Here is an 18,337-nt window from a genome sequence, read left to right as displayed (position 1 = left end):
GATGGCACAGACCAGCGTTCCCATTCCGGATCCCGCCGGCGCATCCGCCGCGACGCTCCTCCAGCCGTATGGGCAGTACGTGCTCGTGCGCAAGCTGGCCGAGGGCGGCATGGCGGAGATCTTCCTCGCCAAGCTACTGGGCGCGGACGGCTTCGAGCGCAACGTGGTGCTCAAGCGGATGCTGCCGGCGCTGTCGGCCATCCCGGACTTCGTGGAGATGTTCCGCGACGAGGCGCGGCTCGCGGCGAAGCTGTCGCATCCGCACATCGTGCAGATCCACGAACTGGGCTTCACGGACGGCTGCTACTACATCTGCATGGAGTACCTCGCGGGCGAGGACTTCTCCACGACGCTGCGGCTCGCGGGCCGGCGCCGCCAGTACGTGCCGCTGCCGGTGGTGATGCGGGTGCTCATCGACGCGGCGCGAGGCCTGCACTTCGCGCACACCTTCACCAACGAGCAGGGCCAGCCACTGCACGTGGTGCACCGGGACGTGTCGCCGTCCAACCTGTACGTGACGTACCAGGGCCAGGTGAAGGTGCTGGACTTCGGCATCGCCAAGGCCGAGTCGCGCCTGGTCCAGACGCGCACGGGCGTGGTGAAGGGCAAGTACATCTACATGGCGCCGGAGCAGGCGCAGGGGAAGGAGGTCGACCACCGCGCGGACGTCTTCTCCCTGGGGGTCAGCCTCTACGAGGCCGTCACGCACGTGCGGCCCTTCTCCCGCGAGAACGACCTGGCGGTGCTCAACGCGCTGCTGCAGGGCGAGTTCGAGAAGCCGCGCGCGCTGAGGGCGGACCTGCCGGAGGGCCTGGAGGCCATCATCCTCAAGGCCATGGCGTTCAAGCCGGAGGACCGGTACGCGACGTCGGACGCGTTCGCGGATGCGCTGGAGGCCTTCGCGGCGGAGTTCCAGGGCGGAGCCGCGAGCGCCCCGACGCTGGGCACGTTCCTGCGCAACCACTTCGGCGAGGAGCGCGTCACGGAGAAGACGCGCATCCCCACGCTGGCCACGCTCACCGCCGCGCGTCCGACGGACCCCGAGTTCGCGGCCATCTCGCCGCCCGTCGCCGGCGCTGGGACCCACACCTACGGGCAGCAGGTGTCCCGTCCGAGCAGCACGGGCGTGAGGGCGCTGACCTCGCAGAACAAGGCGGCCCCCGCGCAGGCGCAGGCTCCCGAGCCGGAGGTCGTGCCGAGCGCGCCTGTGGCGAAGCCTGCGTCCCGGCGCTGGCTCCTGGGCGTGGTGGGGGGCCTGGGGCTGGTGGCCGCGGGAGTGGCGTTCGTCGTCGCGCGGCCCGGTGGCACCGCGACCAACGTCACGCCTCCGCCTCCGGCACAGCAGGCCGTCGCGCCCGTGGCGAATGGGACTCCAGCGGCCCCGGCCCAGGGCTCACAGGCTCCGGCGCAGCAGGCCGCCGCGGGCATGCAGGGACAGGGCGCACCCACGGGGGCGCAGGCCCAGGGGCCTGAAGGCACCGCGCCTGGGGCCGTGCCGGACGACACGCCGGGCGGTGACGCGGTGGCGACGTCCGTCACGGATTCGCGCCCCGTGGACGACGGGGCGGAGGACACGTCCCATCGCAAGGGGGTGAAGAAGCCGGCGGTGAAGGAGCCCGTGTCGCTGGGCATCGACGACATCCAGCGCGTGGTGTCCGGCGGCCGCTCGAAAATCACCGGCTGCTTCGAGCGCTACAAGGCCGACCTGCCGGCGGCCTCGGGCGAGGTGCAGGTGGAGCTCACCATCGTGTCCTCGGGCAAGGTGCGCGCGGGCACGCGCGGACCGCTGGCGTCCACGGCGGTGGGCCGCTGCCTGGAGACGCAGGCCCAGAGCCTGCGCTTCCCGGTGCACCGCGACCAGGAGGTCACGGTGTTGATGCCGTTCTCGTGGAAGGTGACGCAGTAGCCGGTGCGGCGGCTTTTCCGTCCCGCGTTCAGCGCGCGGGACGGGCCAGCGCCGTCACAGGTCTCGGCGGGCGGACAATGCCTTGGCGAGCGTGGCCTGGTCCGCGAACTCCAGGTCGCCGCCCATGGGCAGGCCCTGGGCGATGCGCGTCACCCGCAGGCCCATCGGCTTGAGCAGCCGCGTGAGGTAGAGCGCGGTGGCTTCACCCTCGATGTCCGGGTTGGTGGCGAGGATGATCTCCTCCACCCGGCTGTCGTTGAGGCGCAGCAGCAGCTCCTTGATGCGCAGTTGCTCCGGGCCCACGCCTTCCAGCGGGGACAGCACGCCGTGCAGCACGTGGTAGCGGCCCTTGAACTCGCGGGTGCGCTCCAGCGCCATCAGGTCCGAGTACGTCTCCACCACGCACAGGGCGCGCTCGTCGCGGCGGTTGTCGCGACAGAAGCCGCACAGCTCCGAGTCGGTGAGGGAGAAACAGCGCACGCACAGGTGCACCTTCTCCTTCACCTCGCGGATGGCCTGTGAGAGGTCGACGGCGAACTCGCCCGGCGCCCGCAGGATGTGGAACGCGAGGCGCTGGGCGGTCTTCTCACCAATGCCCGGCAGCTTCGCGAGCTGGGCGACCAGGCGATTCAGCGGATCGGGCGTCATCCGTCTTTAGTTAATGCCGGGGATCTTCACGCCGCCGGAGATCTTCGCCAGCTCGGCGTTCATGTGCTGACGGCTGTTCGCCAGGGCAGCGTTCACGGCGGCGGTGACGAGGTCCTCGAGCATCCCCGTGTCGTTGGGGTCGATGGCGCTCTTGTCGATCTTGATGCTGCGGATCTCCTGCACGCAGTTGGCGACGACCGTCACGAGGCCCTCGCCGGACTTCGCCTCGACGGTCTCTTCCGCCAGCTGCTTCTTCCGCTCCTCGATCTTCTCGGTGAGCTTGTTCGCCTGCCGGATGAAGTAGTTCAGGTCGATGCCGGGCATGTGCTTCCTCGGTCCCCGGTCGTGGGAGCGCGGGGCCGCCATGGCGCCGCTCGGAGCAGGGACGTTGCCGCGCACCCTAGCGGGGCCGCGCGGCGTTGTCAGTCGTCAGGAGCGGCGGGGACGTCCGGGAGGTTGGCCGGTGGCCGCTCGGGCTCGTAGACCTGGATGTGTTCGATTTCGCCGCCCAGCATCTTGAGGATGGCCCGCACGGACGCGTGGGAGCGCACCTTGCCCTCGGTGCTCTTCTCGTGGGTGTTGCGGGTCTGGGTGTCCTGCTCGGAGAGGCTCTGCCCCATGCCGCCCGGGAGGGCGTCCTGGGTCTGGGGCACGTCCGTGATGGTGAGCTTCACGGCCCGGCCGAAGTGCGAGGCCAGCGCCGCGTCCACCGTGGCCTTGCCCCCGGGCGACACCACGGCGGCCTTGTGGAAGGCGGCGGTGGGCGGGAAGCCCAGGATGATTTCCCCCGCCTTCATGGACTGGAGGCGGCCGTTGGCGAGCGCCGTGCCGTGGCGCACGGACGTGGACTTCACGGTCTCCACGGCGGCGCGCCAGCGCTCGGGCAGGGAGCGGTTGGGGTTGTCGCGGCTGGTGGCGACGGGCGCCATCGCGGGAGGAGGCTCGGGTTCCGGCGGCTCCGGTTCGGGGGCGGCGGGCTCCGCGACGGGGATGCACTCGCCGGAGGCACAGCCTTCGGCGGAGCCCTCTTCCGGGAACATGCGCTCGTCCGCGTCCTCATCGCCGTGCCGCGGAGGTTCGGGCGGGGCCACGGGCTCCGGCTTGCGCATGTTGGTGATGCGCACGGTGGGCGTGGCGGGTTCGGGCGCGCGAGCCGCGGGCGTGGGCTCGGGGGCGGGAGCCGGGGGCTGGGCGCCGCCGTTGCGGAGGAAGGAGAGGGGACGGGCCGCGGAGGGGGGCAGGTCGTCCATGACGACGCCCGGGGCCGGAGGGGCCTCCATCGCGGGGGCCGCGCCGCCGCCATTGCGCAGGAAGGACAGTGGGCGCGCGGCGGACGGAGGCAAGTCGTCCATCACCACCGGCGCGGGAGGCACGGCGGCGGGAGGGGGAACGGGGCCGCTCGCGCCACCGCCATTGCGAAGGAAGGAGAGGGGACGGGCCGCCGCGGGGGACAGGCCCTCCATCAGCGCGGCTGGTGGCGTCCGGGTGGCCACGGCGGACGCACCGGCCGGGACCGGCTCACCGCGTGATGCAGAGGGTGCCGGAGCGCGCGTGTCATCGAAGGGCCGGACGGTGGCCCCTGCATGAGTGGATGGGCCCTGCTCATCGAACGGACGCGGCGTTGCCCCCACGTGCGCGGACGGACCCTGCGTGTCCGCCATGCGCGGCGGGGCCACCGTCGACGCGGATGCGGACGGAGGCACCGGACGCGACGAGGTGTCCGCGTGCGCGGACGGGCCCTGCGTTTCGAACGGACGCGGCGTTGCCCCCACGTGCGCGGACGGACCCTGCGTGTCCGCCATGCGCGGCGGGGCCACCGTCGACGCGGATGCGGACGGAGGTGCCGGACGCGACGTGGCCTCCGCGTGCGCGGACGGACCCTGCGCATCGAACGGACGCGGCGTGGCGCCCGTTTGCGCGGGAGCACCCGGACCTTCGACAGGGCGTGGCGCCGCTACGGGCGCGCGGACTTCGGCCTGGACCTCAGACGCGAAAGTTCGCGGGACCGGAGCGACCTCCTGGCGCTCCGGTCGTGTTCTTCGCGCCTTCCGCGCCAAGGCCCGCTGACAGCCGCTCCACGCGGGCCAGCAGGTCGGGAATGGAACCGGCCGGGGACAGCTGGATGGCCTTGAGCAGCGCCATCTCCAGCGCCAACCGGGGCTGCGCCGCTCGCGACACGTCCCAGATGCAGCCGTGCACGATGTCGAACAGCCGCGACAGCTGCGCCGTGTCCGCTTCCTTCGCCAGCGCCAACAGCGCCTTCTGCTCGGACTCGGCCAGCTCCGCGGGCGCCTCACCCAGCGACTTCGTCACGAAGAGATGCCGCAACTGCAGCGCCAGTTCCTCCGCCAGCCGCTTCAGGTCCAGGCCCCGGTTGAACACCTCATCCACGCGGCCCAGCACGCGCTTCGCGTCCTTGCGGACCAGCGCCTCCGCGAAGTCCTGCACCACCGTGCGGTCGATGGCGCCCATCGCCTCCGCGACGGCCTCGTCCGTGGGGGTGGGACCGCACGACGCGAGAATCTGATCCAACAGGCTCAGCGCGTCGCGCATGCCGCCTTCGGACTGGCGCACCACCAGCGACAGCGACTGCTCGGAGATGCCCGCGCCTTCCGCCTGGCAGATCTCCTTCAGCCGCTGGAGCATCCGCGCCGCGGAGATGCGCCGGAAGTTGTGGCGCTGGCAGCGCGACAGGATGGTGTCCGGGAGCTTGTGCGCCTCCGTCGTCGCGAAGATGAACTTCACGTGACCGGGCGGCTCCTCCAGCGTCTTCAGGAGCGCGTTGAACGCCGCGCCGGAGAGCATGTGGACTTCGTCGATGATGTAGATCTTGTGGCGGTCGCGTTGCGGCAGGTACTTCGCGTTCTCGCGAATCTCGCGCACGTTCTCGACGCCGTTGTTGGACGCACCGTCGATCTCCGCCACGTCCACGCTGGTGCCGGTGGTGATTTCGGTGCACGCCCGGCAGGTGCCGCACGGGGTCGCCGTGGGGCCCTGCTCACAGTTGAGCGCCTTGGCGAGCAGGCGGGCGGCCGTCGTCTTGCCCACCCCTCGAGGACCGCAGAACAGGTACGCGTGCGCGACCCGGTCCATCTTGATGGCGTTCCCGATGGTCCGGACCACGTGCTCCTGGCCGGTCATGTCATCGAACTTCTGCGGGCGCCATTTGCGGGCGAGGACGAGGTAGCTCATGGGGACAACCATCTAAACACGGCGGGCAAAAGGATCCATGGAACGTCCATTCCGCCCGCCGTGAGACGCACTCCGTGTCAGCGTCCGAGCGCCTGTAGCACCACGTTGGCCGCGTTGTGGCCCGCAGCGCCGATGACACTTCCAGCGGGGTGGCAGCCCGCGCTGCAGAAGTAGAGCCCCTGCACGGGCGTCTCATAGGGCAGCCGGTCGGTGAACCCGCGCTTGTTGTCCACATGATGGATGTGGCCGCGGGTGATGCCGAAGTGGGACTCAATCTTCGGCGGCGTGAGCGCGAAGTACTCCTGCACCAGGTCGCTGGTACCGGGCGCGAAGCGGTCGCAGATGGACAAGAGGTGCTTCACGTAGCGCGCCTCCTCCTTCTCCCAGGTGGTGCCCTCCAGCTTCTCTGGCACCCACTCCACGAAGAGGGCGGAGTTGTGGTGCCCTTCCTCATCCTTCAGGGTCGGGTCCACCGTGGTGTGCACGTACCACTCGATGGAGGGGAACTCCGCCAGCCGGCCCTCCTTCGCTTCCTTGTAGCCGTGCGCCAGCGCCCCCAGCACGTCGTCCTCCTGGGGCAGCAGGTGGATGGTGGGACCGAACTGGCCCCGGTCCTCCGGCAGGCAGGTGAAGGTGGGCAGGGACTTGAGGCACAGGTTCACCTTGAGCGTGGTGCCCGGCGAGGACATCCCGTCCACCATGCTCCGGTACTCCTTGTTCAGCGCCTCCGAGTCCACCAGCTTCATCGTGCGGAACGGGTCCGCGTTGGAGACCACGATCTTCGCGGACAGCTCCTCGCCGTTCTCCAGCACCACGCCCTTCACCACGCCGCTGTCCACACGCACCGACGCCACCTTCGCGTTCGTACGCAGCTGGGCGCCGTGCTTGCGCGCAATCGCCGCGATGCGCTGGGTGACGGTGCCCATGCCGCCTTCGACGATCATCCATGTGCCGCCACTGCCCGGCAGCCGGCAGAGGTTGTGCACCAGCAGGTTCATGCCCGTGCCCGGCGTGTCGTAGCCACCGTCCAGGCCGGAGAACGCGTCGGTGACGGCGTACATCGCCTTCACGAAGTCGGACTTGTAGCCGAAGCGCTCCAGGTACTCGCGCGCCGTGCCGCGACACAGATGGATGAAGTGCTGGCGCAGGGCCGGGCGCACGTAGCGCTCCGCCGTCTCCTCCAGCGACACGGGAGGCAGGAGCCACGCGGGCGCCAGGTCCTCGCGCAGCGCCGCCAGCTCCGTGTTCATGGCGACGTGGGCGTTCCAGTCCGCCTCGGAGAAGAACTCGCGGAACTGCCGCTCCAGCTCCCGCTCATCCGAGCCGAAGAGCAGGTAGCGCTTGTCCATCGTGGGAAGGAAGTAGTGCGGGTCGCGGCGCTTGAGGGGCAGCTCCATCTGGAGCTCCTGGAGCAACTCCGGCGGCATCAGCCCCAGGAGGTACGCGCCGGTGGAGACGCCCAGCTTCGGAGCCGTGCGGAACGGGTACTCCGTCTTGCACGCGCCGCCCACCTGGTCCTTCTCTTCCAGCACGGTGACCGACAGGCCCCGGCGCGCGAGCATCGCCGCCGCGACAAGTCCGTTGTGGCCCGCGCCCACCACGATGACGTCTGGCATGGTCTTCCTCCTTGGGGAAAAGGCCGTTCCTACCCGAGCCGCGGCCTCCCCGACAAACACCGTGCGTCTTGCGCTGGACGTCAGGGCCGGAAAGAGTCGCGCCCGCCACGTGAACGCCCCCTCCTCCGACGACGCGCCCCCGGCCCCCGGCTCCTCCCAGGCTCCGCTGGAAGTTCCGGCCCCCGTCGTGCAGACGGGGCTGCCTGGAAGCCTCCGTGTGCTGGGGCTCCTCGCGGTGGCGCTGGCGCCGTGTGTCCTCGCGGTGAGCGAGTTGGGGCGCATCCACCCGGACGAGGTGTTCCAGGCGCTGGAGCCCGCGTACTGGCGCGTGCACGGCTACGGCGTGCTGGCCTGGGAGTGGCGCGAGGGCCTGCGCAACTGGGCCGTCCCCGGCGTGCTGGCCGCCTTCCTGAAGGTGGCGCACGGGTTTGGCGTCACCGACCCGCGCGTCTACCGGGGCGTGGTGGCGCTCCCCCAGTTCGCCCTGCACGCCTGGAGCCTGTGGGCCGTCTACCGCTTCGCGGAACGCAGGGCGGGCCCCTGGGGTGGGGCGCTCGCGGTGTTGCTCGTGGGGCTGAGCGCGCCGGTGCTCCTCTTCGCCGGACGCACCCTGTCGGAGTCCTTCTCCGCGTCCTTCCTCCTCGTGGCCATGGAGGCCCTGGACCGACCGGACACCGGCCTGGCCGCGCGCGTGCGCCGGGCGGGACTCCTGGGCGGCATGGCCCTGGGGCTCGCCGTGGTGACGCGCTATCCGTCCGCCCTCTTCGTGGTGGCCGCGCTCCTGTGGCTGGCCGCCGCCCGGAGGTGGCGCCTGTTCGCCTTCACCTGCGTGGGAGGCGCGGCGGTGGCGGTGGGACTGGGCCTGCTCGACTGGGGCACCTGGGGCACGCCCTTCCACTCGTTCCGGGCCTACGTGGACTACAACCTCCTCTCCGGGAAGGCCGCCGCCGCGTTCGGTGCCTCACCGCCGGACTTCTATTGGGGGCCGTTGCTCCAGGCCGTGCCCCTCTGGGCCTGGGCCGCCGTGCCCTTGTCGCTGGCCCCCCTGCCGCGCTTTCGCGCGCTGTCCCTGCCGCTCACCTGCGCGGCCGTCTACACCGCCGTCCTCCTGGCCACGCCCCACAAGGAGGAGCGCTTCCTCTACCCGGGGCTGGTGGTGGCGCTGCTAGCGGCCGCGTCCCAGCTGGCCGCTAGCAGCGCCACGCTCTCCCGACAGGGCCTGAGGAATGGGGCGGCGGTGCTCGCGCTGGCCCTGGGCTTCGTGCATGGCCGCGGCTTCCCGTCCAACGACCTGCGAGCGGACCAGTTCCGCGCCATCGCCCGGGCCACCCGGGGGGACGCGACGGGGCTGCTCATCGTCAACGAAGGGCTGTGGGGCTCCGGGGGCTTCTTCTACATCGGCAAGAACATCCCCTGGCGCACCTGCGACTGGCCCCGGGACGCGGCCTTCCAGGCCTCCATCCACGACCGAGCCTTCAACCGCGCCGTCACCTTCGAGGGCCGGGCCCTGCCGGAGCTCCAGGCCGCCGGCTTCCGCGTCGTCCGCGAAGTGGGGCGGGAAACCATCCTCGTCCGCGACTGAAGCGAAGCAGCCAGCCGGGCAGGGGAGGGCAAGCCCGCAAAGCCGAAGCGCCGGCATCCCCGGAGGGATGTCGGCGCTTCAGGTGAGACAGAACGGCCGGGACACACGCGGAAGTACGCTACCGTTGCTTCCTTCCGGACCTGGCGGGGTTCGCGCCCCCACGTTGTCCCGACCACAAAATCCGTACTGCTACTTCGAAAATAACAACGGAGAGGGTGGGATTCGAACCCACGATACCCTTTCAGATATGCACGCGTTCCAGGCGTGTGCCTTCAACCGCTCGGCCACCTCTCCAATCACGATGGAGCGGAGAGCGTAGGATTCGAACCTACGGTACCGTTACCGGTACGCCTGATTTCGAGTCAGGTGCCTTCGACCACTCGGCCAGCTCTCCAGAGTATTCAGTTTTCACGTCGCTTCGCGCGCAAGCGCTCGAAGAACGTCTTGAGAAGCTGGCGACTGTCTTCCGCCAGGATACCGCTTGTCACTTGAAGCCGGTGGTTGTGCCGGGGCTCTTCCACCAGGTTGTACAGCGAGCCGACCGCACCCGCTTTCGGATCCATTGTACCAAAGACGAGTCGGGTGACACGAGACTGAACCAGCGCACCGGCGCACATCGCACACGGTTCCAGCGTCACGTAGAGGGTCACCCCGGAGAGTCGCCACGCGTCGCGTGCTTTCGCGGCGGCAGCCAGCGCGAGCATCTCAGCATGAGCAAAGGGGTTTCGGTCGCATTCACGGCGGTTGTAGCCCGTGCCCACGACGTTTCCGTCCAGCACCGCTACCGCACCCACCGGAACTTCACCGAGTGAAGCCGCTTCCCGCGCGAGCTCTAAAGCCTGCTGCATGAAAACGATGTCGTCACTCATGTTACATGCGCGCCTGAGAAGAAGTGGCGCTCCCTGGAGGATTCGAACCTCCGGCCTTCGGATTCGTAGTCCGACGCTCTATCCAGCTGAGCTAAGGGAGCATTTCTTCCGGCTGCTGCTTTACATCAAGTGGCGGAGAGAGAGGGATTCGAACCCTCGATACCCTTTCGAGTATGCAGGTTTAGCAAACCTGTGCCTTCAGCCTCTCGGCCATCTCTCCAACTCTTCTCTGTCAAAGAACCACGAAACTCAAGCTCAAAATCGGAGGCGGTAGGATTCGAACCTACGGAAGGCTTTCACCTTCTGCGGTTTTCAAGACCGCTGCCTTCAACCGCTCGGCCACGCCTCCACAGCAGGTGCCGCTCGGTTCCCGGCGGGCCAACCGCGCCCGTGGGGCCGCCCTTCTACATCATTTCTTCCCTGTGGCAAGAGAGATGTTGGCCCCTTTTTACGTCCGGGGCCCCATCGCCCTGACTAGAGGGGGCGCAGTTCCTTCAGCCCGCCCATGTACGGCACCAACGCCTCCGGGATGGCGACGCTTCCGTCCTCCCGCTGGTAGTTCTCCAGGATGGCGATGCTCGTGCGCCCCACGGCCAGCCCGCTGCCGTTGAGGGTGTGCAGCATCTGGGGCTTGTCCCCCTTCTGGGGGCGGAAGCGGATCTTCGCGCGGCGGGCCTGGAAGTCGCCGCAGTCCGAGCAGGACGAAATCTCCCGGTACGCGCCCTGGCCGGGCAGCCAGACCTCGATGTCGTACGTCTTCCGCGCGCCGAAGCCCATGTCCCCGGTGCACAGCAGCATCACGCGGTGATGCAGCCCCAGCCGGCGGAGGATGTCGCACGCGTCGTCCGTCATGGCCTCCAGCTCTTCCAGGCTCTTGTCCGGCTGGGAGAACTTCACGAGCTCCACCTTGTGGAACTGGTGCTGGCGGATGAGGCCGCGCGTGTCGCGCCCCGCGGCGCCGGCCTCCGCGCGGAAGCACGGGCTGAAGGCGCAGTAGCGGATGGGGAGCTGGTCGCCCTCCAGGATTTCGTCCGCGTGGTAGTTCGTCACGGGGACTTCCGCGGTGGGGATGAGGAAGCGCTCGGGGTCGCCGGACGTCTTGAAGGCGTCGTCCTCGAACTTGGGCAGCTGGCCCGTGCCCATCATCGTCTCGCGCAGCACGAGGTAGGGCGGCAGCAGCTCCGTGTAGCCCTTGGACGTGTGCACGTCGATCATGAACGTGACGAGCGCGCGCTCCAGCCGCGCCAGGGCGCCCTTGTAGAAGGTGAAGCGGCTGCCGGACACCTTCGTGGCGCGCTCGAAGTCGAGCATGCCCAGCGACTCGCCCAGCTCGAAGTGCTGCTTCGGCGTGAAGAGCAGGTTGGGCTTCTCACCCCAGGTCTTCACCTGGACGTTCTCGTCAGCGCTCGCGCCCACCGGGACGGAGTCGTGGGGCACGTTGGGGATGACCAGCAGGATGCGGTTGAGCTCGTCCTCCACTTCCTTGAGGCGGGCCTCCTTCTCCTTGATCTCCTGGGAGACGCCGCGCAGGTCGCCGCGCAGCTTCTCCATGGCGGACGGGTCCTCCTTGGCCTTGCGCTTCATCTCCTCGTTGGCGGCGTTGCGGCGCGCGGCCAGCGCCTCCATGGAGACATAGAGGTCGCGGCGCTCGAGGAAGAGCGACTGGAAGGGGCCGAGGTCCAGGCTGCCGCCCCGAGTCTTCAGTCGGGCGACGACCGCATCGAAGTTCTGCGCAACGTTCCGGAGGTCCAGCATAGGGGCTCGCCTTGTAGTCATCCCGGGCGTGGGCCGGCAAGGCTCACCACGCGCCGGGTGCTCAAGGCCGGACGCCCCCAGGCCCCGGGGGCTGACCGGAAGGGCCCCGCCAGCGGTCTACTGGCGGTCCGGGCGGTCCTGGAAGGAAAGGCCCGCCCGCCAGGCCCGGCTAGTGTTCGAGGTCGTAGATTTCGTCCTCGATGTCCTTCTTGTCCGCCGCGTCCGGCTTCTTCACCAGGTACTCCTTGAAGGCCGTGATGGCGTCCTTGCGCTTGTTGCGCTCCTTGTAGGCGAAGCCCAGGTAGTAGAAGGACTGGGCGTTGTCCGGCTCGGCGGTGGTGGCCTTCTTGTACCAGTCGATGGCCTTGGCGTACTGGGCCTGCTCCGTGAAGGCGCGAGCGACTTTGTAGTAGACGTACGTGAGCTTCGGATCCGCCTTGAGCGCCGCCTGGTAGCGGCGGACGGCGTCGTCCCAGCGGGCGGCGTTGAAGAGCACGTCGCCCATGGCGCCCAGCACCCGCGTGCGCTGCGGATCCGCCTTGAGCGCCGCCTCGAAGGAGGCGATGGCGTCGTCGAACCGGGCGCGCTCCAGGTGGGCGTGGCCCAGGGCCTCGTGCGCGTCCGCGTAGTTGGGCTCCAGCTCCACGGCGGCCTTCCACTGCTCGATGGCGTCCGGCAGCCGCTTCGCGTCGCGCAGGATGACGCCGTACGCGTAGTGGTAGTCCGGGCGCTTGGGCGCGCGGTCCACGGCGGTCTTCATGCTGTCGAGCGCCTGGGTGTATTCGGAGCGCTTCGCGCGCACGAGGCCCAGGTAGTAGAGCGCCTCGTGGTTGGACGGCTCGTTGCGCAGCGCGAGGCCCAGGTTGCTCTCCGCGCCGGCCAGGTCGCCCTTCTCCAGGAGCACCGCGCCCAGGGTGATGGGCGTGGTGATGGAGCGGGGGTCCTCCGCCTTGGCCTTCTCCAACTCCGCGGCGGCCTCGTCCAGCCGGTGCAGCCGCCAGAGGACCAGGCCGCGCTGCAGCCGGCCGTCCTTCAGCAGGTGCGGATCCAGCTCCAGGGCGCGGTTGGCCTCCGTCTCCGCGCGGGTGGCGTCGCCATTGAGCAGGGCCACGCGTGACAGGCCCAGGTGGGCGTCCGCCAGGTTGGGATCCAGCTGCACTGCGCGGTCGAACTCCTGCTGCGCGAGCAGGCTGTTGTTCTCCGCGAGCGCCAGCTCACCCAGGCCCGCGTGCACGCCCGCGTGCTCCGGGGCCTGTTGCGCGGCGGCTTCCAGCAGGGCGCGCGCGTCCGCGTTGCGGTGCTGCCGGAGGTACAGACGGCCCAGGTACAGGCCCGCGTCCACCAGCTTCGCGTCTGCGGCGTTGGCGCGCTTGAAATGGCCTTCCGCCTCCGTGGGCTTGTCGAGCGCGTCCTCGATGCGCCCGTAAAGGTACGCGATGCGCGCCTCGTTGGGGAAGCTCTTGCTGGCGGCCTCCACGGCGGTGAGGGCGTCCTGCATCTTGCCCGTCATCACCAGCGCGGTGATGTGGCCGTCCACGAACCCCAGGTTGTCGCTGTCCTCCTTCGCGAGCGAGGCGTAGAGCGGCAGCGCGCCGTCGTAGTCGCGCTGCGAGCGCAGCACCTGGGCCAGCTGGGCCTTGATGAAGTCGGAGTCCGGGTTGTCCTTGAGGGCCTCCTTCAGCTCCGCTTCCGCTTCCTTGGGCTTGAACTGCTGGAAGAGGGCCATGCCCTTGAGGCCGCGGGCGCGGGCGCGCTCGGCGGGCCCCAGCGCGTCCTGGAGCTTCAGGGCGCTCTCCACGGCCTGGGCGCCCTGCTCGATGTTCGACTTGCGCACCAAGAGCTCCACCGCGGCCAGCTCCACCGCGGAGGCGGCGTGCTGCGGATCCGCGGCGAGCGCTTCCGCGTAGGACCTGGCGGCCTCGTCGGCCTTGCCCTGCGCCTGGTACAGGTCGCCCAGCGCGTGGTGGGCCTTGGCGGACTTCGCGTCCTTCTCCAGCACCTTGGTCAGCGTGGCGACGGCGTTGCCGATGTCCTTCTGCTGCGCGTAGGACTCCGCCAGGAGGAAGGAGAGCTCCAGGTCGCCCTGGTTGTCCTCGCGGATGGCGGCGTCCTGCAGGCGGGCCTGCACCTCCGCCGCCTTTCGCTGGGTGAGCGCGATGCCGGCGGTGGTCTTGATGACCTCCACGTTCTTCTCGCCCAAGAGCTCGATGGCCGCCATGTGCTTGCCGCACGCGCTGAGGTCGGAGCGCTCTCCGTCCGCGTAGCGGCGCTGCAGGTAGGCGACGGACTGGCACCAGAGGGCGCGGACCTCCGGGTACTCGTTCTTCGCCAGCACCTGGGCGCTCTTTTTGCGCGCTTCCTTGTAGCTGGCGTAGGTGTCCGCCAGGAGCCCCTTGCGCGCCTCCTCGACGAGCTTCGCCTCGGCGGAGCCGGAGGACACGCGGGCCGGGAAGAACTTGTTGCGGCCGAAGGCGCCGTAGCGGCTGGCCTCGAAGCTGGCGCCGGTGACCAGCACGAGCACCGACACGCCCGCGGCGATGATGACGGGCAGGCGCTTCTTCCATTTGGCGTCGGAGGCGCTGCGGTCCACGACGGACACCGCGGCCATGCGGCCTTCGTAGAGCTGGCGCAGCCGCTCCATGCTGGCCTGGGGGTTGGCGGGATCCGCGGCGCCCGCCGTCTCCGGAGCCGGCGCGCCCGGGGTGGCCGCGAGCGGCACGGCCTTGGACGGGCCCTCCATCAGCCGCTGGATGGCGGCGGCGAAGACGGGCACGGTGCCGATGGCGGTCCACGCCTCCGAGTCCGGCGACACGTCCTCGTTGCCCAGGAGCTGGCCGTCCTCGAGCATCTTGACGATGACGCCCTCTTCGAACGGGCCGAACATCTTCCCGGAGCGGCGGCGCACGTGGAAGCGCTTCACCTGTACGCGGCCACCGGCGTCCTTGCCGGCGCTGTCGTCGATGAAGCTGAGCATCTCCAGGCCGTCCGCGGGGCCCGCGGCGGGCGGGGGCGGCAGCGGCGCGGAGAGGTCCGCTTCCAGGTCATCCATGGGCGCGGCGGTGGGGTCGAACTCCAGCGCGTCCGGCAGGCCCGTGGCAGCGGAGGACGGGACGGGGGCGGGGTCGCCGAAGTCCACGTCGCCGAAGTCGGTGGCGGGGTTGATGCGCGCTGGCGGCGCGGCCGGGGCGGGGTCCCCGAAGTCCAACTGGAAGTCCGGAGCGGGCGGCGCGGCCGGGGGCGGCGACGTGAAGTCCACGGCGAACGGATCATCCGCGGGCACGGGGGCCTGGCCGTACGCGGGGGCCGGCGGCTCCGCGAAATCGAAGGACACGGCCGCGGGCGCGGCGGGCGAGGGCAGGTCCGAGAAGTCCATCGCCTGGGGCGCGGCGGGCGAGGGCAGGTCGGAGAAGTCCAGGCCGGGCGAGGGCGGCAGGGCGAAGGGGTCCTCGCTCGAGGAGGGCAGCCCGCCCAGGTCGTAGGACGGCGCACCGGCGGCGGGCGGCGGGGGCAGGGCGAACGGGTCGTCGTCAGGGGCCGGGGCCGCGTAGGCGGAGGGCGGCGGGAGGCCGAACGGATCCGCTTCCGGTTCCGCGGGGGGCGGGGCCAGGGCGAACGGATCCTCCTGGGGCTCCGGCTCGCCGTAGCCGTAGGTCTGAGGATGGGGACGCGACGCCGCGGGGCCGTGGGCGTTGTTCGGGTCGTTGATGTCGAAGGTGAACGCGTCTTCCGGCGCGGGCTGCGCGGGGACGGGCAGGGTGCCGTCGTCCGCGAAGTCGAAGTCGGGCGTGCCGAAGTCGGCCTCGGCGGGCGGGGCGGCGGCGACGGGCTCTTCGGAGAAGTCGAAGTCGCGCGCGGTGCCGGCGGGCTCGTGCGTGCCGTAGGCGGCGGGCGCGGCGGGCTCGCGGAAGGCGGCGTTGGGGACGGGGATGGCGACGACGCGGGTCACGTCCTCGCGCGGCTCGGCGAAGTCGCTGGTGTCGACCGAGGAGAACTCGCCGCTGCTCACCTCCGCGAAGTCGTCCTCCGCCGCAACGTGCGCGGGGGCCAGCGGCGCGGCGTCCATGTCGAAGTTGAACGAGTCGTCCGGAAGGGCCACCGGCGCGCCAGGTCCCGCGTCCAGCGAGATGGCCCGGGGCGCGGCCACGCCCGGCGAGGCATAGGCCTCGGGCGGGATCTCGTCGTCGAAGGAGAACGGATCCTCGGGGACGGGCGGAGCGGCGTTGCCCGGCAGCGGGATGGCGGCGGACTGGGGCGCGGCACTGCCCGGGAGCGGGATGGCAGCGGCGCGCGGCGCGGCGGTGCCAGGGAGCGGGATGGCCGGGCCCGCGCCCATGGGGATGGCGGCGGACTGGGGCGCGGCTGCTCCGGGGAGGGGGATGGCGGCGGACTGCGGCGCCGGAGCGGCTGCGCGCGGCGCGGCGGTGCCCGGCAGCGGGATGGCAGGGCCCGTGCCCATGGGGATGGCGGCGGACTGGGGCGCGGCGCTGCCCGGGAGCGGGATGGCGGCGGACTGGGGCGCGGCGGTGCCCGGCAGCGGAATCGCGGCGGACTGCGGAGCCGGGGCGGCTGCTCGCGGCGCGGCGGTGCCCGGCAGCGGAATCGCGGCGGACTGCGGCGCCGGAGCGGCTGCTCGCGGAGCGGCGGTGCCCGGCAGCGGAATCGCGGCGGACTGCGGCGCTGCGCTACCCGGCAGCGGAATGGCGGCGGACTGGGGCGCGGCGGTGCCGGGGATCGGAATGGCGGCCGACTGGGGAGCGGCGGTACCCGGCAGGGGAATCGCGGCGGACTGGGGGGCGGCCTGGCCTGGCAGGGGAATCGCGGCGGACTGCGGCGCGGCGGCACCCGGCAGCGGAATGGCGGCGGACTGGGGCGCGGCGGCACGGGGCGCGGCGGTACCCGGCAGGGGAATCGCGGCGGACTGGGGCGCGGCGGTGCCCGGCAGCGGAATGGCGGCGGACTGGGGCGCGGCGGTGCCCGGGAGGGGGATGGCGGCGGACTGGGGCCCGGCCTCGGGAGCTTCGGAGCTCACGCCATCGGCCTTGATGGGGAATGTGGTCTGGCACCGGGCGCACTTCAGCTTCGCGCCGCCGGGCGGGATCCGCCTGTCATCGATGTTGTAATTCGTCTGGCACGACGGGCAGGAGACTTTCATTGTTTTCCTTCGACGAGACCGGCTGGCGCGCGCACGCGCAGCAATGACGGGGGCGTGCGATGGTCCGCGCGGCGCTTGCAGGCTAGCAGAGCCGTTTCAAGCCCGGAAAGAACGCGTCCCCGGTGCGCACCGTTGTCACCCGGCCGGGCAGGAGGGCGGGCGCCCGCCAACACCAACAGTGTGCATCCCTTTTCCAGGCCCCCTCCCAGGGTGGTAGACCCGGCGGCGCATGGATCCCATCGTCATCCTCGGAGCGGGCCTGGCGGGCCTGTCCACCGCGCACTTCCTCAAGCGCCCCTGGCGCCTCATCGAGAAGTCCGACCGGGTCGGCGGCCTCATCAAGACCGAGGTCATCGACGGGTGTTACTTCGACCCCACCGGTCACTGGCTCCACCTTCGTGACCCGGAGATCCAGCAGCTGGTCAACACGCTCTGGATGCCGGACCAGCTGGTGCGCATCCAGCGCCGCGCCGCCATCTTCTCACGCGACACCTTCACCCGCTTCCCCTACCAGGTGAACACCCACGGGCTGCCGCCGGAGGTCGTGGCGGAGAACCTGGTCGGCTACGTGGAGGCCATCTACGGGGAGAAGGGCCGCGCCCTGCGCGAGCGCGACCCCGTGAACTTCGAGGAGTTCATCCTCCGCTACATGGGCGAGGGCTTCGCGAAGAACTTCATGCTGCCCTACAACCAGAAGCTCTGGACTGTGCACCCGCGCGAGATGTCCGCAGCGTGGGTCGGCCGGTTCGTGCCACGCCCCACCCTCAAGGAGGTCGTGGACGGGGCGCTCGGCGCGGGCAGTGATCAGCTGGGCTACAACGCGTCATTCCTCTACCCGCGCGAGGGCGGCATCGAGAGCCTGGCGCGCGCGATGAAGCAGCACCTGACGGGCGGCGAGCTGAGCGTGCGCACCGAGCCCGTCTCCATCGACTGGAAGGCGAAGCAGGTCACGCTGTCGGACGGACGCACCGTGCCGTACTCGGGGCTGGTGTCCTCCATCGCGCTGCCGGCGCTGGTGGAGCTCATCGGCAAGGGCGCCTCCGGTGTGCCGGACGAGGTGCGGGCCGCGGCGAAGCGCCTGCGCGCCTTCATCGTCACGTACGTGTGCGTGGGCGCCCGGGGCGCGAACCGCCAGCCGTGGCATTGGATCTACCTGCCGGAGCCGGAGTTCCATTCGTACCGCATCGGAGCGCCGTCGGCGGTGTACGCGCCCCTGGCCCCGCCGGACACGGCCAGCTTCTCCGTGGAGTTCAGCCACCACGGCGAACTGTCCGTGGCGGACGCGGAGCAGTTCGCGGTGGAGGACCTGGTGCGCTCGCGGATGATCCACTCGGCGGACGACATCCTCTTCGCGAAGGGGCGTGAGATTCCCAACGCGTACGTCCTCTACGACGACGCCTATGGCCCCGCGATGGCGGAGGTGAAGCGCTTCCTGGAGCACGCCAGCATCCTCATGGCGGGGCGCTATGGAAAGTGGGAATACGCCTCCATGGAGGACGCCATCCTGGACGGGCGAGCTTGCGCCCGGACGCTGAACGGCTGACGCAAGGAGTCGTCTCCTGTCGACGGTGGTCCGGGGGCGTGCTACGCCCCAACGCCTTCCCTTCGGATTTCCGG

The 18,337-nt window shown here is 70.5% G+C and carries 11 protein-coding genes, 5 tRNA genes and 1 other RNA gene; 3 read left to right on the top strand and 14 right to left on the bottom strand.

Going from position 1 to position 18,337, the window contains the following annotated elements; all coding sequences use genetic code 11:
• The first annotated feature begins 1 nt into the window (after position 1).
• The gene (locus tag D7X30_RS22230; protein ID WP_120564939.1) at positions 2-1,906 is read left to right on the top strand and encodes a protein kinase; all 1,905 of its coding nucleotides are present in this window, start codon (positions 2-4) and stop codon (positions 1,904-1,906) included.
• A 54-nt stretch (positions 1,907-1,960) separates the two neighbouring features.
• Here D7X30_RS22230 and recR read toward each other — a convergent pair whose 3' ends face one another.
• From recR to D7X30_RS22205, 5 genes are all read right to left on the bottom strand, one after another.
• Positions 1,961-2,554, bottom strand: coding sequence for a recombination mediator RecR (gene recR, locus D7X30_RS22225; RefSeq protein WP_120564938.1), 594 nt, complete (start codon positions 2,552-2,554; stop codon positions 1,961-1,963).
• Positions 2,555-2,560: 6 nt separating this feature from the next.
• Positions 2,561-2,878, bottom strand: coding sequence for a YbaB/EbfC family nucleoid-associated protein (locus D7X30_RS22220; RefSeq protein ID WP_120564937.1), 318 nt, complete (start codon positions 2,876-2,878; stop codon positions 2,561-2,563).
• Between the two features lie 98 nt (positions 2,879-2,976).
• Positions 2,977-4,356, bottom strand: a complete 1,380-nt coding sequence (locus D7X30_RS42990) for a DNA polymerase III subunit gamma/tau (protein ID WP_233591706.1) — start codon at positions 4,354-4,356, stop codon at positions 2,977-2,979.
• Positions 4,357-4,537: 181 nt separating this feature from the next.
• A complete protein-coding gene (dnaX, locus tag D7X30_RS22210) occupies positions 4,538-5,746 on the bottom strand; it encodes a DNA polymerase III subunit gamma/tau (protein WP_120564936.1) in 1,209 nt (402 codons plus the stop codon).
• A gap of 77 nt (positions 5,747-5,823) precedes the next feature.
• Complete coding sequence (locus D7X30_RS22205; protein WP_120564935.1) at positions 5,824-7,362, bottom strand: NAD(P)/FAD-dependent oxidoreductase; 1,539 nt, start codon at positions 7,360-7,362, stop codon at positions 5,824-5,826.
• Positions 7,363-7,471: 109 nt separating this feature from the next.
• On the opposite strand from D7X30_RS22205, the gene D7X30_RS22200 reads away from it, so the two are divergent.
• A complete protein-coding gene (locus tag D7X30_RS22200) occupies positions 7,472-8,944 on the top strand; it encodes a glycosyltransferase family 39 protein (protein WP_120564934.1) in 1,473 nt (490 codons plus the stop codon).
• 86 nt (positions 8,945-9,030) lie between these two features.
• Here the strand turns inward: D7X30_RS22200 and ffs are convergent.
• The 9 genes from ffs to D7X30_RS22155 form a co-directional block, all read right to left on the bottom strand.
• Positions 9,031-9,123: signal recognition particle sRNA small type (ffs, locus tag D7X30_RS22195), an RNA gene on the bottom strand.
• A gap of 28 nt (positions 9,124-9,151) precedes the next feature.
• Positions 9,152-9,238 (bottom strand) — tRNA-Ser (locus D7X30_RS22190).
• Between the two features lie 13 nt (positions 9,239-9,251).
• Positions 9,252-9,338, bottom strand: a tRNA-Ser gene (locus tag D7X30_RS22185).
• Between the two features lie 7 nt (positions 9,339-9,345).
• Positions 9,346-9,813, bottom strand: a complete 468-nt coding sequence (gene tadA, locus D7X30_RS22180) for a tRNA adenosine(34) deaminase TadA (protein WP_120564933.1) — start codon at positions 9,811-9,813, stop codon at positions 9,346-9,348.
• 24 nt (positions 9,814-9,837) lie between these two features.
• Positions 9,838-9,914: transfer RNA gene (locus tag D7X30_RS22175), tRNA-Arg, on the bottom strand.
• A gap of 29 nt (positions 9,915-9,943) precedes the next feature.
• A tRNA-Ser gene (locus D7X30_RS22170) sits at positions 9,944-10,033 on the bottom strand.
• A gap of 42 nt (positions 10,034-10,075) precedes the next feature.
• Positions 10,076-10,162: transfer RNA gene (locus D7X30_RS22165), tRNA-Ser, on the bottom strand.
• 125 nt (positions 10,163-10,287) lie between these two features.
• The gene (gene serS, locus D7X30_RS22160) at positions 10,288-11,568 is read right to left on the bottom strand and encodes a serine--tRNA ligase (RefSeq protein WP_120564932.1); all 1,281 of its coding nucleotides are present in this window, start codon (positions 11,566-11,568) and stop codon (positions 10,288-10,290) included.
• Positions 11,569-11,737: 169 nt separating this feature from the next.
• A complete protein-coding gene (locus D7X30_RS22155) occupies positions 11,738-16,720 on the bottom strand; it encodes a tetratricopeptide repeat protein (RefSeq protein WP_120564931.1) in 4,983 nt (1,660 codons plus the stop codon).
• 229 nt (positions 16,721-16,949) lie between these two features.
• On the opposite strand from D7X30_RS22155, the gene D7X30_RS22150 reads away from it, so the two are divergent.
• Positions 16,950-18,263: an NAD(P)/FAD-dependent oxidoreductase gene (locus D7X30_RS22150; RefSeq protein ID WP_120564930.1), complete on the top strand. Its 1,314-nt coding sequence runs from the start codon at positions 16,950-16,952 to the stop codon at positions 18,261-18,263.
• Positions 18,264-18,337 lie beyond the last annotated feature (74 nt).

Source organism: Corallococcus sp. AB011P (assembly GCF_003611605.1).
GTDB classification, from domain to species: domain Bacteria; phylum Myxococcota; class Myxococcia; order Myxococcales; family Myxococcaceae; genus Corallococcus; species Corallococcus coralloides.
This window is presented reverse-complemented; position numbering and strand designations above follow the sequence as displayed.

Excerpts from the sequence above, each read along its gene's own strand:
- D7X30_RS22230 (WP_120564939.1), top strand. The coding sequence starts at position 2 with ATGGCACAGACCAGCGTTCCCATTCCGGATCCCGCCGGCGCATCCGCC.
- D7X30_RS22155 (WP_120564931.1), bottom strand. The coding sequence starts at position 16,720 with ATGAAAGTCTCCTGCCCGTCGTGCCAGACGAATTACAACATCGATGAC.
- D7X30_RS22150 (WP_120564930.1), top strand. The coding sequence starts at position 16,950 with ATGGATCCCATCGTCATCCTCGGAGCGGGCCTGGCGGGCCTGTCCACC.
- serS (WP_120564932.1), bottom strand. The coding sequence starts at position 11,568 with ATGCTGGACCTCCGGAACGTTGCGCAGAACTTCGATGCGGTCGTCGCC.
- recR (WP_120564938.1), bottom strand. The coding sequence starts at position 2,554 with ATGACGCCCGATCCGCTGAATCGCCTGGTCGCCCAGCTCGCGAAGCTG.
- dnaX (WP_120564936.1), bottom strand. The coding sequence starts at position 5,746 with ATGAGCTACCTCGTCCTCGCCCGCAAATGGCGCCCGCAGAAGTTCGAT.
- D7X30_RS22220 (WP_120564937.1), bottom strand. The coding sequence starts at position 2,878 with ATGCCCGGCATCGACCTGAACTACTTCATCCGGCAGGCGAACAAGCTC.
- tadA (WP_120564933.1), bottom strand. The coding sequence starts at position 9,813 with ATGAGTGACGACATCGTTTTCATGCAGCAGGCTTTAGAGCTCGCGCGG.
- D7X30_RS42990 (WP_233591706.1), bottom strand. The coding sequence starts at position 4,356 with ATGGCGGACACGCAGGGTCCGTCCGCGCACGTGGGGGCAACGCCGCGT.
- D7X30_RS22205 (WP_120564935.1), bottom strand. The coding sequence starts at position 7,362 with ATGCCAGACGTCATCGTGGTGGGCGCGGGCCACAACGGACTTGTCGCG.